Origin of the sequence: Thalassospira profundimaris WP0211 (assembly GCF_000300275.1) — a bacterium.
GTDB classification, from domain to species: domain Bacteria; phylum Pseudomonadota; class Alphaproteobacteria; order Rhodospirillales; family Thalassospiraceae; genus Thalassospira; species Thalassospira profundimaris.
On sequence record NZ_AMRN01000017.1, the window covers coordinates 1 to 15761 of the forward strand.

General features: G+C 54.8%; 12 protein-coding genes and 1 tRNA gene. 12 read left to right on the top strand and 1 reads right to left on the bottom strand.

All coding sequences use genetic code 11. From position 1 onward, the window contains the following. Positions 1-220: hypothetical protein (locus TH2_RS21840; protein ID WP_231959838.1), on the bottom strand; the 220-nt coding region annotated here is incomplete at its 3' end. Between TH2_RS21840 and TH2_RS20280 the strand changes: the two genes are divergently transcribed. The 12 genes from TH2_RS20280 to fusA all read left to right on the top strand — a co-directional run bounded on the left by TH2_RS20280 (position 194) and on the right by fusA (position 15693). Continuing rightward, positions 194-269, top strand: a tRNA-Trp gene (locus tag TH2_RS20280). The two genes, TH2_RS21840 and TH2_RS20280, sit on opposite strands and share 27 nt — an antisense overlap. A gap of 50 nt (positions 270-319) precedes the next feature. After that, on the top strand, positions 320-517 hold the full coding sequence (secE, locus tag TH2_RS20285) for a preprotein translocase subunit SecE (protein ID WP_040824880.1): 198 nt from the start codon (positions 320-322) through the stop codon (positions 515-517). Positions 518-519: 2 nt separating this feature from the next. Then, complete coding sequence (gene nusG / locus TH2_RS20290; protein WP_008892331.1) at positions 520-1050, top strand: transcription termination/antitermination protein NusG; 531 nt, start codon at positions 520-522, stop codon at positions 1048-1050. Positions 1051-1157: 107 nt separating this feature from the next. Further along, the gene (gene rplK / locus TH2_RS20295; RefSeq protein WP_008892332.1) at positions 1158-1586 is read left to right on the top strand and encodes a 50S ribosomal protein L11; all 429 of its coding nucleotides are present in this window, start codon (positions 1158-1160) and stop codon (positions 1584-1586) included. A 4-nt stretch (positions 1587-1590) separates the two neighbouring features. Beyond that, a complete protein-coding gene (gene rplA, locus TH2_RS20300; RefSeq protein WP_008892333.1) occupies positions 1591-2289 on the top strand; it encodes a 50S ribosomal protein L1 in 699 nt (232 codons plus the stop codon). A gap of 279 nt (positions 2290-2568) precedes the next feature. Continuing rightward, on the top strand, positions 2569-3087 hold the full coding sequence (rplJ, locus tag TH2_RS20305; RefSeq protein WP_008892334.1) for a 50S ribosomal protein L10: 519 nt from the start codon (positions 2569-2571) through the stop codon (positions 3085-3087). 55 nt (positions 3088-3142) lie between these two features. After that, positions 3143-3520, top strand: coding sequence for a 50S ribosomal protein L7/L12 (gene rplL, locus TH2_RS20310; protein ID WP_008892336.1), 378 nt, complete (start codon positions 3143-3145; stop codon positions 3518-3520). Between the two features lie 378 nt (positions 3521-3898). Then, positions 3899-8065 (top strand): DNA-directed RNA polymerase subunit beta, encoded by a 4167-nt coding sequence (gene rpoB / locus TH2_RS20315; protein ID WP_008892337.1) that lies wholly within the window; start codon positions 3899-3901, stop codon positions 8063-8065. A 108-nt stretch (positions 8066-8173) separates the two neighbouring features. Beyond that, positions 8174-12361 carry a DNA-directed RNA polymerase subunit beta' gene (rpoC, locus tag TH2_RS20320; RefSeq protein WP_008892338.1) on the top strand — a complete coding sequence of 1396 codons (4188 nt, stop codon included), beginning with the start codon at positions 8174-8176 and terminating at the stop codon, positions 12359-12361. A 371-nt stretch (positions 12362-12732) separates the two neighbouring features. Then, positions 12733-13104, top strand: coding sequence for a 30S ribosomal protein S12 (gene rpsL, locus TH2_RS20325; RefSeq protein ID WP_008892339.1), 372 nt, complete (start codon positions 12733-12735; stop codon positions 13102-13104). Positions 13105-13116: 12 nt separating this feature from the next. Then, a complete protein-coding gene (rpsG, locus tag TH2_RS20330; protein ID WP_007092426.1) occupies positions 13117-13584 on the top strand; it encodes a 30S ribosomal protein S7 in 468 nt (155 codons plus the stop codon). A 27-nt stretch (positions 13585-13611) separates the two neighbouring features. After that, positions 13612-15693 carry an elongation factor G gene (gene fusA, locus TH2_RS20335; RefSeq protein ID WP_008892340.1) on the top strand — a complete coding sequence of 694 codons (2082 nt, stop codon included), beginning with the start codon at positions 13612-13614 and terminating at the stop codon, positions 15691-15693. The last annotated feature ends 68 nt before the right edge of the window (positions 15694-15761 follow it).

Genomic DNA, 15761 nt, shown 5'->3' on the forward strand with positions numbered 1-15761 from the left:
TCGCAATCCGTGAAGGCGGTCGTACCGTCGGTGCGGGTGTTGTTGCGAAAATCATCGAATAATTTTTGAGATTTTGCACGATTGAGTGCTTGATCTTGGATGTGCGGGCGGCTATAACCCGCCCGCACACCCCGCCACCCGGGCGGGATTTAGTCAGGAAGAAGATAAGCTTTTCAACTTTCTGATGTCTTGTAGGAGTGTAGCTCAGTTGGTAGAGCATCGGTCTCCAAAACCGAGTGTCGGGGGTTCGAGTCCCTCCTCTCCTGCCACTTTTTCCGGGTTGTGAAATAAAGCATTAGAAAGCGGTGTAACCCCGACAATGGCTAAAACGTCGCCAGCACAATTCGTACAGCAGGTCCGCTCCGAAGCGAAAAAAGTTTCGTGGCCGTCCCGTAAGGAAACGACTGTTTCGACCATCATGGTTTTCGTGATGGTTGCTCTTGCGTCTGTTTTCTTCTTTGTTGTCGATCAGCTCCTCGCATGGGGTGTTAAGCTGGTCTTTGGTGTTGGGGGTTGATTATGGCGCATCGCTGGTACGTTTTGCACGTTCACTCCGGTTTTGAGAAAAAGGTTGCCCAGTCGATCCGCGAACAGGCTATCAAGAAAGGTCTGGAAGGCGAGATCGAAGAAGTTTTGGTGCCGACCGAAGAGACTGTCGAAGTGCGTCGCGGCGCAAAGGTCAATGCCGAGCGGAAGTTTTTCCCGGGCTATGTCCTGCTGAAGATGGATCTCACTGACGAAAGCTGGCATCTGGTCAAAAACACCGCCAAGGTTACCGATTTCCTCGGCAGCCGTGGCAAGCCGATGCCGATTTCCGAAAAGGAAGCTCAGCACATTCTGCATCAGGTGCAGGAAGGTGTTGATCGTCCGAAGCCGACCATCGCATTCGATATCGGCGAGGAAGTACGTGTTTCCGACGGTCCGTTTGCATCGTTTAACGGGATTGTCGAAGGGGTTGATGAAGAACGTGCACGCCTGAAGGTGTCTGTTTCGATCTTCGGTCGTTCAACTCCGGTCGAGCTGGAATACACCCAGGTCGAGAAGCTTTAAAAAAAACGATCTTGAAAATTTAAGTCGCTGCTTGTATATGCAGGCAGCAATCAAGGCGCGGGAGGTCAGCCATGGCCGTACCGCGCGCTTCTTTAAGAGGTACCCTAATGGCGAAGAAAATCGACGGCTATCTTAAGCTGCAGATTCCCGCCGGCAAAGCCAACCCGTCGCCGCCTGTCGGCCCGGCTCTTGGTCAGCGCGGCGTGAATATCATGGAATTCTGCAAGGCGTTCAACGCAGCGACCCAGCAGATGGAACCTGGTATGCCGATTCCGGTCGTCATCACCGTTTATTCCGACCGTTCCTTCTCTTTCGTAACCAAAACCCCGCCGGCATCCTACTTCCTGAAAAAGGCAGCAGGCATTGCCAAGGGCTCCGGCACCACCGGTAAAGGTTATGTTGGTAAAGTCACCAAAGCACAGGTCAAAGAAATCGCAGAAGCCAAAATGGCTGACCTCAATGCATTTGACGTTGATGGCGCGATGGCAATGATCGAGGGCTCTGCCCGTGCGATGGGTCTCGAGGTTGTGGAGTAAGACGATGGCCAAGACTGGTAAACGCCTTGCCCAGGCCTATGAGGGCATCGACCGTAACACCCAGTACGAACTTGCAGCTGCTGTAAAGCTCGTCAAAGAAGGTGCAAAAGCCAAATTCGATGAAACCATCGAAATGGCCATGAACCTTGGTGTTGATCCGCGTCACGCTGACCAGATGGTCCGTGGTGTTGTTTCCCTGCCGCATGGTACCGGTAAAACCATGCGCGTTGCTGTCTTCGCAAAAGAAGCCAAAGCAGAAGAAGCCCAGAAAGCTGGTGCAGACGCTGTTGGCGCCGAAGATCTGATGGAAGCAATGCAGAAAGGCGATCTGAACTATGATCGCGTTATTGCAACCCCGGACATGATGGCTGTTGTCGGCCGTCTCGGTAAGGTACTCGGCCCGCGCGGCCTGATGCCGAACCCGAAACTCGGCACCGTAACCATGGATGTTGCGACCGCTGTTTCCGACGCAAAAGCTGGCCAGGTCCAGTTCCGCGCCGAGAAAAACGGTATCGTTCATGCAGGTATCGGCAAGGCATCGTTCAGCGAAGAACAGATCCTTGCGAATGCAAAAGCATTCGTCGATGCGATCGTTAAAGCAAAACCGACAGGCGCAAAAGGTGTTTACCTGCAGCGCGCTGCGATCAGCTCCACCATGGGTGCTGGCGTGAAACTGTCGATTGCTGACATCGCGTCGAAGTAAGAAATTTCGAATTCTGACCGGTCTTCGGATCGGTCAGGACCGGAGAGGGCTCAGTGCCCTCTCTACCTGTCTGTCCCAGACTGCAGGTGAGTGGGATTTGCCACTCTTAATTCCCTGCATAGGCAGAGGTTCCGGTTCTTAGTTTTCCCCATCGGGGATTCACACAAGGCTTGAACATCTGGCAAACGGACGGGCGTCACAGACCAGTTCGAAAGGACTGGTCGCGTCTGTGAACCTCCTTGTGGGGTTCAGGGCAATAAGCAATGTCGGAGACTAAAAGTGAACCGCGATGAAAAACAACAGTTCGTAGCAGAAATGCGCGAAGTGTTCGAAGGTGCGGAAGGCGTCGTCATCACCCAGTATAAGGGTCTGACGGTTGCTGAAATCACCGCTCTTCGTGCACAGATGCGTGATTCTGGTGCGGGCTTCAAGGTCACCAAAAACCGGCTTACGCGACTTGCTCTGGAAGGCACCAAATTTGCTGGTCTTGCAGACTACTTCACCGGTCCGACCGCGATTGGCTATTCAGCTGATCCGGCTTCGGTCGCAAAAGTAGCCTCCGAGTTCGCGAAATCCAACGACAAGCTGGTTCTTGTTGCTGGTGCCATCGGCGAACAGGTTCTCGATGAACAGGGCATCAAAGCTCTGGCAGAACTGCCGTCGCTGGACGAACTTCGTGCGAAACTGGTTGGTATGATCCAGACCCCGGCACAGCGTATCGCTACGCTGACCTCCAAGCCGGCGGGCCAGATCGCCCAGGTGCTGAAGGCATATGCCGACAAAGGCGAAGCCGCGTAAACCAAAGTAATCAGATATCTCAGATATCTAAGTTCAAGCCTAGGAGTATAGTAAAATGGCCGATCTTAAGGCACTCGTTGACGAGCTTTCCAAGCTCACCGTTCTTGAAGCTGCAGAACTTTCCAAAATGCTCGAAGAAGAGTGGGGCGTTTCCGCCGCTGCTCCGGTAGCTGTTGCTGCTGCTGGTGGCGCTGCTGCCGGTGCTGCTGCTGCAGAAGAAAAAACCGAATTCGACGTTATCCTCGCTTCTGCTGGTGACAAGAAAATCAACGTCATTAAAGAAGTACGCGGCATCACCGGTCTTGGCCTCAAAGAAGCCAAAGACCTGGTTGAAGGCGCTCCGAAAGCCGTCAAAGAAGGCGTTGCTAAGGACGAAGCCGAAGAAATCAAGAAGAAGCTGGAAGAAGCCGGCGCAACCGTCGAACTCAAATAATCGACGGCTTCTTGCCAAGGTCTGGGTCGGCGTCCTTCGGGCGCCGGCCCTTCCGTCTCTGTGCACTACGGCAATCGTGCCGAGCCCGTGCAGAGGCGCGAACAGGAATTTAACGGTTGACGCTGCCAAAGGTAATCGTACATAACGTAAGGCCGTTTAGGTCAGAGGTTATCTTTGACGGCGTCGACAGCCGAGGGATCAGTGATCTCAATCAAGTTGGATGTCAAATAACATCCACAGTCATAATCAAGTGAACGCCCGCCCCGTACGGGGCTCGGGCGTCGTTGTGCTGTATGCGTTTTGCGCGACTCGCAAACGTGACAGAGCAGGGACGAACGAGTTCGGACGGTGTGGGGAGGCGCGATTAAAGGAACGATGATGGATAAGTCCTTTACTGGTCGAAAGCGCATCCGCAAAAGCTTTGGACGGATCAGCGAAGTCGCTCCGCTCCCGAATCTCATCGAGGTTCAAAAGAATTCCTACGATAAGTTTTTGCAGACCGGAATCTCGCAGGAGCAGCGAGACGATGCAGGTCTTCAGGAAGTATTCAAGAGCGTCTTTCCGATTAAAGATTTTTCGGAACGCGCAACTCTTGAATTTGTTTCCTATGAGCTTGAGCAGCCCAAATACGATACCGAAGAGTGCCGCCAGCGTGGTATGACCTTTGCCGCACCGCTGCGCGTTACCCTGCGTCTGGTTGTCTGGGATATCGACGAGGACACGGGTGCCCGTTCGATCCGCGATATCAAGGAACAGGACGTTTACATGGGCGACATGCCGCTCATGACCGAACACGGTACCTTTATCGTGAACGGCACCGAGCGTGTGATTGTTTCCCAGATGCACCGTTCGCCGGGCGTCTTCTTCGACCATGACAAGGGCAAGAGCCACAGCTCGGGCAAATATCTGTTTGCCGCACGTGTCATTCCGTATCGTGGTTCCTGGCTCGATTTCGAATTCGATGCCAAAGACATTCTTTACGTCCGTATCGACCGTCGCCGCAAACTGCCGGCGACCACGCTGCTTATGGCTCTTGAAAACGAAGAGTCCGAACAGCTGCGTGCACAGCGTGCCGAAGAAGGCCGCTCTGTCGATCCGTCGGAAATCGAAGGTCTGACCCCGGAAGAAATCCTCAACTATTACTATGAGTCGGCTGAATACCGCCGCACCAAGGATGGTTGGGTTACCGATTTCAGCGTCGAGCGTTACATTGGCCAGAAGCTTGTCTTCGATCTGATCGATGCCAAAAGCGGCGAAGTTGTTGCTGCGGCTGGTTCCAAGATCACCAAGCGTTCTGCTGGTAAAATCGCCGAAGAGGGTGTCACCGAGATCCTCGTGCCCGAAGAGCAGCTTAACGGCTGGTTCATGGCGGATGACCTCATCGATGGTGAAACCGGCGAGATCCTGGCAGAAGCCGGCCACGAACTGACCGAGGAAGTGTTCGAGCAGCTGAAAGAATGGGGTGTTGATTCCGTTCGTCTGCTGATGATCGACCACAACCAGGTTGGTCCGTATCTGCGCAACACCATGGCGCTGGACAAGAACAGCAACCGCGAAGAAGCCCTTGTGGACATCTATCGCGTGATGCGCCCGGGTGAGCCGCCGACCCTCGAGGGTGCGGAAGCCATGTTCAAGGGCCTGTTCTTCGATTCAGAGCGTTATGACCTTTCCGCGGTTGGCCGCGTGAAAATGAATGCGCGTCTGAACCTCGAATGTGCAGACACCGTTCGTATCCTGCGTCGCGAAGACATTCTGGAAGTCGTCCGTGTTCTGATCGACCTGAAAGACGGTCGTGGCGAGATTGACGATATTGACCACCTCGGTAACCGTCGTCTGCGTTCGGTTGGCGAGCTGATGGAAAACCAGTTCCGCGTTGGTCTGCTGCGTATGGAACGTGCGATCCGCGAGCGTATGAGCTCGGTCGAGATCGACAACGTCATGCCGCATGACCTGATCAATGCCAAGCCGGTTGCGGCTGCTGTTCGTGAATTCTTCGGCTCCTCGCAGCTGTCGCAGTTCATGGACCAGACCAACCCGCTTTCGGAAATTACCCACAAACGTCGTCTTTCGGCGCTTGGCCCGGGTGGTTTGACCCGTGAGCGTGCAGGCTTTGAAGTGCGTGACGTTCATCCGACCCACTATGGTCGTATCTGCCCGGTTGAAACGCCGGAAGGTCCGAACATTGGTCTGATCAACTCGCTGGCGACCTTTGCCCGCGTCAACCAGTACGGCTTCATCGAGAGCCCGTATCGTAAGGTTGTCGATGGTAACGTCACCGCAGAGGTTATTTACCTCTCGGCGATCGAAGAAGGCCGTTATGTCATCGCACAGGCAAACGAACCGCTTAATGCTGACTTCAGCTTCACCAACGAACTGATCAACACCCGTAAGGCCGGTGACCACTACATGGCCCGCTCCGAAGAGATCGACCTGATGGACGTCTCGCCGAAGCAGCTGGTATCGGTCGCATCCGCGCTCATTCCGTTCCTCGAGAACGATGACGCGAACCGTGCACTGATGGGCTCGAACATGCAGCGTCAAGCGGTTCCGTTGATCCGCTCCGAGGCTCCGTATGTCGGGACCGGTATGGAAGTTCCGGTGGCACGTGATTCGGGTGCAACCCTGATCGCACGCCGTGATGGTGTTGTTGAGTCCGTTGACGCGACCCGTATGGTCATTCGCGCAACTGGTGACATTGCTGCTTCGGAATCGGGTGTCGATATTTACACCCTGCTGAAATATCAGCGTTCCAACCAGGGCAGCTGCATCAACCAGCGTCCGCTGGTGAAAGTTGGCGATGTTGTCCAGAAGGGTGACATCATTTCGGATGGTCCGTGTACCGATATGGGTGAACTGGCCCTCGGCCGTAACGTGCTCGTCGCGTTCATGCCGTGGAACGGTTACAACTTCGAGGACTCCATCCTTCTGTCCGAACGTATTGCCCGTGATGACGTCTATACCTCGATCCATATCGAGGAATTCGAAGTCATGGCCCGCGATACCAAGCTCGGTCAGGAAGAAATCACCCGTGATATTCCGAACGTCGGTGAAGAAGCGCTCAAAAACCTCGACGAGGCGGGCATTGTCTACATCGGTGCGGAAATCAAACCGGGCGATATCCTTGTCGGTAAGGTAACGCCGAAGGGCGAAAGCCCGATGACGCCGGAAGAAAAACTTCTGCGCGCCATCTTCGGTGAAAAAGCATCTGACGTTCGCGATACCTCGCTGCGTGTCCCGCCGGGACAGTTCGGTACCATTGTTGAAGTCCGCGTGTTCTCACGTCGTGGCGTTGACAAGGACGAACGTGCTCTGGCGATCGAACGCGCAGAAATCGAACGTCTCGCACAGGACCGCGATGACGAACGCGCAATCCTCGAGCGTAACTTCTATGGTCGTTTGCAGAACCTTCTGGTTGGTCAGAAACTGGTTGATGGTCCGAAGGGCCTGACCGGTGAGCTGACCGAAGAAAGCCTGTCGGGCGTTGCCCGTGGTCTTTGGCGCCAGATCGCTGTTGCAGATGACAATGTCATGTCTGACATCGAAGCTCTGAAAAAACAGTTCGAGGAATCGATTGCTGTTCTTCAGGCCCGCTTCGATGACAAGGTCGACAAACTGCAGGCCGGCGACGAACTGCCGCCGGGCGTGATGAAGATGGTCAAAGTCTTCGTCGCAGTTAAACGTAAAATGCAGCCGGGTGATAAAATGGCCGGCCGTCACGGGAACAAGGGTGTCGTATCGCGCATTATGCCGGTTGAAGACATGCCGCACCTCGAAGACGGTACGCCGGTCGATATCGTTTTGAACCCGCTGGGTGTTCCGTCGCGTATGAACGTCGGCCAGATCCTTGAAACCCACCTTGGTTGGGCGTCTCGTGGTCTGGGTGAACAGATCGGCGAACTCGTCGATGCTGTTGCCGATGGTCGTGGCGAGATGGATGACCTGCGCAGCAAGCTTAATGATGTCTACGAAGGCGAAGAATACATCGCCGGCATCAAAGAGCTTTCTGATGGCGAAGTCATTGAACTTGGTAACAACCTGCGTCGCGGCGTCCCGATGGCCACCCCGGTCTTCGACGGTGCCCGTGAGCCGGATGTTGTTCGTATGCTTGAAAAAGCAGGCCTTGATGGTTCTGGCCAGGTCGACCTCTATGACGGTCGTACCGGTGAGAAATTCCATCGCAAGGTGACAGTGGGCTATATCTACATGCTCAAACTGCACCACTTGGTCGACGACAAGATCCACGCACGTTCGATTGGTCCGTACTCTCTTGTTACCCAGCAGCCGCTGGGTGGTAAGGCGCAGTTCGGTGGCCAGCGTTTCGGGGAGATGGAAGTGTGGGCACTCGAAGCTTACGGTGCCGCTTACACCCTCCAGGAAATGCTTACGGTCAAGTCGGATGACGTTTCGGGCCGTACCAAGGTCTACGAAGCCATTGTTCGCGGCGAAGACACCTTCGAAGCCGGCATTCCGGAATCCTTTAACGTTCTCGTTAAAGAACTCCGTTCGCTTGGCCTCAATGTCGAGCTTGAGCAGAACGATTTCTAAGTGTTTGGCTGACAGGGGTGCCCATCCGGGCATCCCGGTCGCCAAATCGCATCTTTCGGCCTGAAATTGGCGAAACCCGGCGAGACCGGGCATAGCGGGAGAGCCTTTATGAACGAGTTGATGAAGATCTTCGGGCAGCCGCAGGGCACCCAGAGCTTCGATCAGATCCGGATTCAGATTGCCAGCCCGGAGCGTATCCGCTCCTGGTCGTTCGGCGAGATCAAGAAACCGGAAACCATCAACTACCGGACCTTCAAACCGGAGCGCGACGGCCTGTTCTGTGCGCGCATTTTTGGTCCGGTGAAGGACTACGAATGCTTGTGCGGCAAGTACAAGCGTATGAAGTATCGCGGCATTATCTGTGAGAAATGCGGCGTCGAAGTGACTCTGGCCAAAGTACGTCGTGAACGTATGGGCCATATCGAACTGGCGGCACCTGTTGCCCACATCTGGTTCATGAAGTCGCTGCCGAGCCGTCTGGGTCTGCTGCTGGACATGACGCTCAAGGATCTTGAGCGCATTCTGTACTTCGAAAACTATGTGGTTATCGAACCGGGCCTTACCCCGCTTAAAATGGGTGAGCTCCTGTCCGAAGACCAGTATATGACCGCCCAGGAAGAATATGGCGAAGACAGCTTCCGCGCCGGTATCGGTGCCGAGGCCATCCGCGATATGCTTGCGGCGATCGACCTTGATGAAGAACGCGAAACCGCGAAAATCGACCTCAAGGAAACCAATTCCGAAGCCAAGCGCAAGAAGCTGGTCAAGCGTCTCAAGCTGATTGAGGCCTTCCAGGAATCCGGCGCACGCCCGGAATGGATGATCCTTGAAGTGATCCCGGTTATCCCGCCGGAACTGCGCCCGCTGGTTCCGCTGGATGGCGGCCGTTTCGCGACCTCGGATCTGAACGATCTTTATCGTCGTGTGATCAACCGTAACAACCGTCTGAAGCGCCTGATCGAGCTTCGTGCGCCTGATATCATCGTGCGTAACGAAAAACGTATGCTTCAGGAATCGGTTGACGCGCTGTTTGATAACGGCCGTCGCGGTCGTCCGATCACCGGTGCCAACAAGCGTCCGCTCAAATCGATGTCGGACATGCTTAAAGGTAAGCAGGGTCGTTTCCGTCAGAACCTTCTGGGTAAACGCGTCGACTATTCCGGTCGCTCGGTTATTACCGTGGGTCCGAACCTGAAACTGCACCAGTGCGGTCTGCCGAAGAAAATGGCGCTCGAACTGTTCAAGCCGTTCGTTTACGCGAAGCTGGAACTGTACGGGATGGCGACCACCATCAAGGCTGCAAAGCGCATGGTGGAAAAAGAGCGTGCCGAAGTTTGGGATATCCTTGAACAGGTTATCCGTGAACACCCGGTCATGCTTAACCGCGCACCGACGCTGCACCGTCTTGGTATTCAGGCGTTCGAGCCTACCCTGATCGAAGGTAAGGCCATCCAGCTTCACCCGCTCGTTTGTACTGCGTTTAACGCGGACTTCGACGGTGACCAGATGGCTGTCCACGTACCGCTGTCGCTTGAAGCCCAGCTTGAAGCACGTACCCTGATGATGTCGACCAACAACATCCTGTCGCCGGCATCGGGTAAACCGATCATCGTGCCGTCCCAGGACATCGTCCTTGGTCTGTACTACATCTCCATGGAGCGTGATGGTCAGCCGGGCGAGGGCATGTCGTTTGTTAACATCGCCGAGATCGAGCAGGCACTGGATGAAGGTGTTGTAAACCTGCATTCCAAGGTCAATGCCCGTTACCACACGGTTGATGAAAACAACGAACCGATCACCGTTCGTGTTGCCACCACCCCGGGCCGCATGTTGCTGTCGGAACTTCTGCCGCGTCATCCGCGCATCCCGTTCTCGACCATCAACAAGCTGCTGACCAAGAAAGACGTCTCGAACGTTATCGACGTCGTCTATCGTCACTGTGGCCAGAAAGAGACCGTTATTTTTGCTGACCGCATGATGGGCCTTGGTTTCAACTGGGCATGTAAAGCCGGTATTTCGTTTGGCAAGGATGACATGATCATTCCGGACGCCAAAGAAAAGCTGGTTGGCGAGACCCATGAAAAGGTCAAGGAATACGAGCAGCAGTACCAGGATGGTCTCATCACCCGTGGTGAGAAATACAACAAGGTTGTTGACGCCTGGGCACAGTGCACCGACGACGTTTCCGAAGCGATGATGAAAGTCATCTCGGCAACGGCAGAAGGTGACAATGTGAACTCGGTTTACATGATGGCGCACTCCGGTGCCCGTGGTTCTGCCGCCCAGATGCGTCAGCTGGCTGCTATGCGTGGCCTGATGGCGAAACCGGATGGCTCGATCATCGAGACGCCGATTATTTCGAACTTTAAAGAAGGCCTGACCGTGCAGGAGTACTTCAACTCCACCCACGGTGCTCGTAAAGGTCTGGCTGATACCGCACTGAAAACGGCAAACTCGGGTTACCTGACCCGTCGTCTCGTTGACGTGGCCCAGGACTGCATCATCACTCAGCATGATTGCGGTACTGATCGTGGTCTCGACATCGCAGCCGTCGTCGACTCCGGTGAGGTTATCGAAACCCTTTCCGATCGTATCCTCGGTCGTTTCACCGCTGACGAGATTGTCAATCCGTCGACCGGTGAAATCATCGTACCGAAGAACGAAATGGTCGAAGAAGATCACCTTGATCTGATCGAAAAGGCTGGCGTCGAAATGGCGCGTATCCGTTCGGTTCTGACCTGTGACGCCGAAACCGGTGTTTGCGGCCATTGCTATGGTCGTGACCTGGCCCGCGGTACCACGGTCAATATCGGTGAAGCTGTCGGTGTTATCGCCGCACAGTCGATCGGTGAGCCAGGTACCCAGCTGACCATGCGTACGTTCCACATTGGTGGTGCCGCGCAGCGTGGTGCAGAAGTTTCCGGTGTCGAAGCAAACTTCGATGCCACCGTGAAACTGAAAAACCGCGCGGTTGTTGAGAACTCGTCGGGCGTGAACATCGTCATGGCGCGTAACCTCGAGATCCTGTTGATCGACAAGACCGGTCGTGAACGTGCGAAATATCGCGTTCCGTATGGTGCGAAACTTCTGACCGATGAAGGCGCGCAGGTTACCCGTGGCCAGAAACTGGCTGAATGGGATCCGTACACCCTGCCGATCATTACCGAGAAAGAAGGTTACGTGAACTATGTCGACCTTCTCGAGAACGTAACCATTCGCGAAGTCTATGACGAAGCGACCGGTATCGCCTCGAAGACGGTTATCGACTGGAAGAGCATGCCGAAGGCATCCGACCTTAAGCCGCGCGTTACCCTGCGTAACGAAAACGGCGAGGTCATCAACCTGGATAACGGTCTTGAAGCCCGTTACTTCCTCTCGGTTGATGCTATTCTCTCGGTCGAGAACGGTCAGAAGGTCGCTGCTGGTGACGTGCTCGCACGTATCCCGCGTGAAGGTTCGAAAACCCGTGACATTACCGGTGGTCTGCCGCGTGTTGCCGAGCTGTTCGAAGCCCGCAAACCGAAAGAACACGCGATTATCTCGGATATTCCGGGTCGCGTCGAATTCGGCAAGGACTACAAGAACAAGCGTCGCGTCGTGGTTCATCCGCTCGAAGACTCGGGTCTGACCGAACCGGTCGAATACCTGATCCCGAAAGGCAAGCACCTTGCCGTTCAGGAAGGCGACTTCGTCGAGCAGGGCGATCAGCTTCTCGATGGTTCACCGGTTCCGCACGACATTCTGCGTGTTATGGGCGTCCCGGCACTGGCAGATTACCTGGTCAACGAGATCCAGGAAGTCTACCGTCTGCAGGGCGTGAAGATTAACGACAAGCACATCGAAGTCATCGTACGTCAGATGCTGCAGAAAGTGGAAATCACCAAACCGGGTGACACCACGCTTCTGGTTGGCGAAATCATTGACCGCGTTGATTTTGATGCCGAAAACGAACGTGCTCTTAAAGAAGGCGGCGAACTGGCCGAAGGCGCACCGGTCCTCCAGGGGATCACCAAAGCCTCGCTCCAGACGCACTCCTTCATTTCGGCCGCGTCGTTCCAGGAAACCACGCGCGTTCTTACCGAGGCTGCTGTCTCGGGCAAAACCGATACGCTTATCGGTCTGAAAGAGAACGTCATCGTGGGTCGTCTGATCCCGGCTGGTACCGGTGCGGTGATGAACCGCTTCCGTGCACTGGCTGCCGAACGCGACAAAAATGTACAGATCGAAGCAGAAGAGGAAATCGGCGACAACTTTGGTCCGCAATCCGATACTGCTTCACTGCCGGCAGGCGAATAAGTTCGTCGCGTCAGACAGTTAAAAAGAATCAGAAACGAGCCGGACTCTTATCGACGCACCGGCTCGTTTCGGCGTTTGAAGCGCCAACTCGAAGGCCCAGAGGGTTTTGCTTGACGCAAAAGGGGCCCGTCACTAGTATGCGCCCACCGAATCTAGGGGGGTGCAACTGTGCCGGTGCCGTTTTGTGCGGTAGCGGGCGGTTTTCGCCCCCCATCGCTTGAGTGCGACTCTGACGGCCGTCGAGGCAGGAACTCCTGCTTTTATGGGCGTCCGCGCGTGTTTTTGTACTTGTACAAAGACGCGTGGTCGCTCGTCGTGCGTCGATAAGAGCAACGCCCTAGTGGCGTCCGTTAAAGTAAAAGGGAAAGTTAATGCCCACTATTAACCAGTTGATCCGCAAAAAGCGGACTCCGCGCACCCAGCGCGATATGGTTCCGGCACTGGAAGCATGCCCGCAGAAACGCGGCGTTTGCACCCGTGTCTATACCACTACCCCGAAGAAGCCGAACTCGGCACTTCGTAAGGTTGCTCGTGTTCGTTTGACCAACGGCTACGAAGTTACCTCTTACATCCCGGGTGAAGGCCACAACCTGCAAGAACACTCCGTCGTAATGATCCGCGGCGGCCGTGTAAAAGATTTGCCGGGTGTCCGTTACCACATCATTCGCGGTACCCTCGATACGCAGGGTGTCAAAGACCGTAAACAGCGTCGTTCGAAATACGGCGCGAAGCGTCCGAAATAAGGAGCAGCTCAGATGTCACGTCGTCACGCTGCTGAAAAGCGCGAAGTTCTGCCTGACGCCAAATATGGCGATAAGGTTCTGACCAAGTTCATGAACGGTCTGATGCTGGATGGTAAAAAATCCGCAGCTGAAAAGATCGTTTATGGTGCCCTGGAAGTTATGGAAGGCAAGGGTGCAGACCCTGTTGCCCAGTTCCACGAAGCCATGGATAACGTGAAGCCGAACGTCGAAGTTCGTTCGCGCCGTGTTGGTGGTGCTACCTACCAGGTTCCGGTTGAAGTTCGTTCCGAGCGTCGTCAGGCTCTGGCCATTCGTTGGCTGGTTGACGCTGCGCGCAAACGTTCCGAGACCACCATGGTTGGTCGTCTTGCAGGCGAACTGATGGACGCAGCCAACAACCGTGGCTCGGCCGTCAAGAAACGCGAAGATACCCACCGTATGGCCGAAGCCAACAAGGCTTTCGCTCATTATCGCTGGTAACCCAGACCTCAGGATCAAGAGTCGATTATGGTACAACGTACTCCGATCTCTCGGTATCGCAATATTGGCATCATGGCACACATCGATGCTGGTAAAACCACGACAACCGAGCGAATTCTTTTCTACACCGGCAAGTCCTACAAGATCGGCGAAGTCCACGACGGCGCCGCGACCATGGACTGGATGGAACAGGAACAGGAACGCGGCATCACGATTACGTCTGCTGCAACTACCTGCTTCTGGAACGATCACCGTGTTAACATCATTGACACCCCGGGCCACGTTGACTTCACGATTGAAGTTGAACGTTCGCTCCGCGTTCTCGATGGTGCTTGCGCAGTCTTCGATGCCGTTTCCGGTGTTGAACCGCAGACCGAAACCGTTTGGCGCCAGGCTGACAAATACCACGTACCGCGTATGTGCTTTGTCAACAAAATGGACCGTACCGGTGCGGACTTCTTCCGTTGCGTTGAGATGATGAAAGAACGTCTCGGTGCCAATGTTGCTGTTATGCAGCTGCCGATTGGTTCCGAAGGCGAATTCGAAGGTGTTGTCGATCTCGTTCGCAACAAGGAAATCGTCTGGAAAGACGAAAGCCTTGGTGCAGAATTCGAATATCGCGACATCCGTGACTCGCTTGCTGACCAGGCTGCGGAATACCGCGAAGCCCTGATCGAACAGGCTGTCGAGTGCGACGAAGCAGCAATGGAAGCTTACCTCGAAGGCGAAATGCCGACCGAGGAAGTTATCAAGAAGTGCATCCGCAAAGGTACGATCGCTGGTAACCTTGTTCCGGTCCTTCTGGGTACCGCGTTCAAGAACAAAGGCGTTCAGCCGCTTCTTGATGCTGTTGTCGACTACATGCCGGCTCCGGATGACATCGACGATGTTCGTGGCGTTAAGCCGAACACCGAAGACGAGCCGGATACCCGTCCGCTGACCGACGAAGCACCGTTCTCTGCTCTTGCGTTTAAGATCATGTCCGACCCGTTCGTCGGTTCCTTGACCTTCATTCGTATCTATTCCGGTGTTCTGGATGCCGGTTCGTATGTTCTCAACTCTGTTAAAGAGAAAAAAGAACGTATCGGCCGTATGCTTCTTATGCATTCAAACAACCGCGAAGAAATCAAATACGCATGCTCGGGCGACATCGTTGCTCTGGTTGGCATGAAGGACACCACCACTGGTGATACCCTTTGTGACCCGGCCAAGCCGATCATTCTCGAGCGTATGGAATTCCCGGATCCGGTTATCGAAATCGCTGTTGAGCCGAAATCGAAAGCCGACCAGGAAAAAATGGGTCTCGCCCTTGCACGTCTTGCACAGGAAGATCCGTCGTTCCGCGTTAAATCCGACCACGAATCCGGCCAGACCATCATTTCGGGTATGGGCGAACTTCACCTCGACATTCTTGTCGATCGTATGAAGCGTGAATTCAAAGTCGAAGCAAACGTCGGCGCGCCGCAGGTTGCTTACCGTGAGACGATCTCGAAAGAAGTCGATATCGACTACACCCACAAAAAACAGTCGGGTGGTTCGGGTCAGTTCGCACGTATCAAGTTGACCTTCACCCCGGGTGAACCGGGTTCGGGCTTCTCCTTCTCCGATACCGTTGTTGGCGGTAACGTTCCGAAGGAATACATCCCGGGCGTACAGAAAGGTCTCGAAAGCTCGCTGCAGAGCGGTGTTATCGCAGGCTTCCCTGTAACCGACTTCTCTATCAAGTTGACGGACGGTGCATACCACGACGTTGACTCGAGCGTCATGGCCTTCGAAATCGCTGCTCGCGCAGCATTCCGCGAAGGTTTGGCAAAAGCTTCTCCGAAGCTGCTCGAGCCGATCATGAAGGTCGAGGTAGTGACCCCGGAAGAATACATGGGCGACATCATTGGCGACCTGAACAGCCGTCGTGGCCAGGTCCGTGACATGGACTCCCGTGGTATTGCACGCGTTGTTAACGCGTTCGTACCGCTGGCGAACATGTTCGGTTACGTCAACACGCTGCGCTCCATGTCCCAGGGCCGTGCCCAGTTCGTGATGCAGTTCGATCATTATGCCGACGTCCCGCAGGCAGTTGCGGACGAAGTCAAAGCCAAATCGGCCGGCTAAGGGCCAGCTAGAATAAACGGAGTTAGAAATGGCTAAAGAAAAGTTTGAGCGTACAAAACCGCACGTTA

What these genes read in the sequence shown, in the direction of transcription:
- secE (WP_040824880.1), top strand. Translation starts at nt 320, where the DNA reads ATGGCTAAAACGTCGCCAGCACAATTCGTACAGCAGGTCCGCTCCGAA.
- nusG (WP_008892331.1), top strand. Translation starts at nt 520, where the DNA reads ATGGCGCATCGCTGGTACGTTTTGCACGTTCACTCCGGTTTTGAGAAA.
- rplK (WP_008892332.1), top strand. Translation starts at nt 1,158, where the DNA reads ATGGCGAAGAAAATCGACGGCTATCTTAAGCTGCAGATTCCCGCCGGC.
- rplA (WP_008892333.1), top strand. Translation starts at nt 1,591, where the DNA reads ATGGCCAAGACTGGTAAACGCCTTGCCCAGGCCTATGAGGGCATCGAC.
- rplL (WP_008892336.1), top strand. Translation starts at nt 3,143, where the DNA reads ATGGCCGATCTTAAGGCACTCGTTGACGAGCTTTCCAAGCTCACCGTT.
- rpoB (WP_008892337.1), top strand. Translation starts at nt 3,899, where the DNA reads ATGGATAAGTCCTTTACTGGTCGAAAGCGCATCCGCAAAAGCTTTGGA.
- rpoC (WP_008892338.1), top strand. Translation starts at nt 8,174, where the DNA reads ATGAACGAGTTGATGAAGATCTTCGGGCAGCCGCAGGGCACCCAGAGC.
- rpsL (WP_008892339.1), top strand. Translation starts at nt 12,733, where the DNA reads ATGCCCACTATTAACCAGTTGATCCGCAAAAAGCGGACTCCGCGCACC.
- rpsG (WP_007092426.1), top strand. Translation starts at nt 13,117, where the DNA reads ATGTCACGTCGTCACGCTGCTGAAAAGCGCGAAGTTCTGCCTGACGCC.
- fusA (WP_008892340.1), top strand. Translation starts at nt 13,612, where the DNA reads ATGGTACAACGTACTCCGATCTCTCGGTATCGCAATATTGGCATCATG.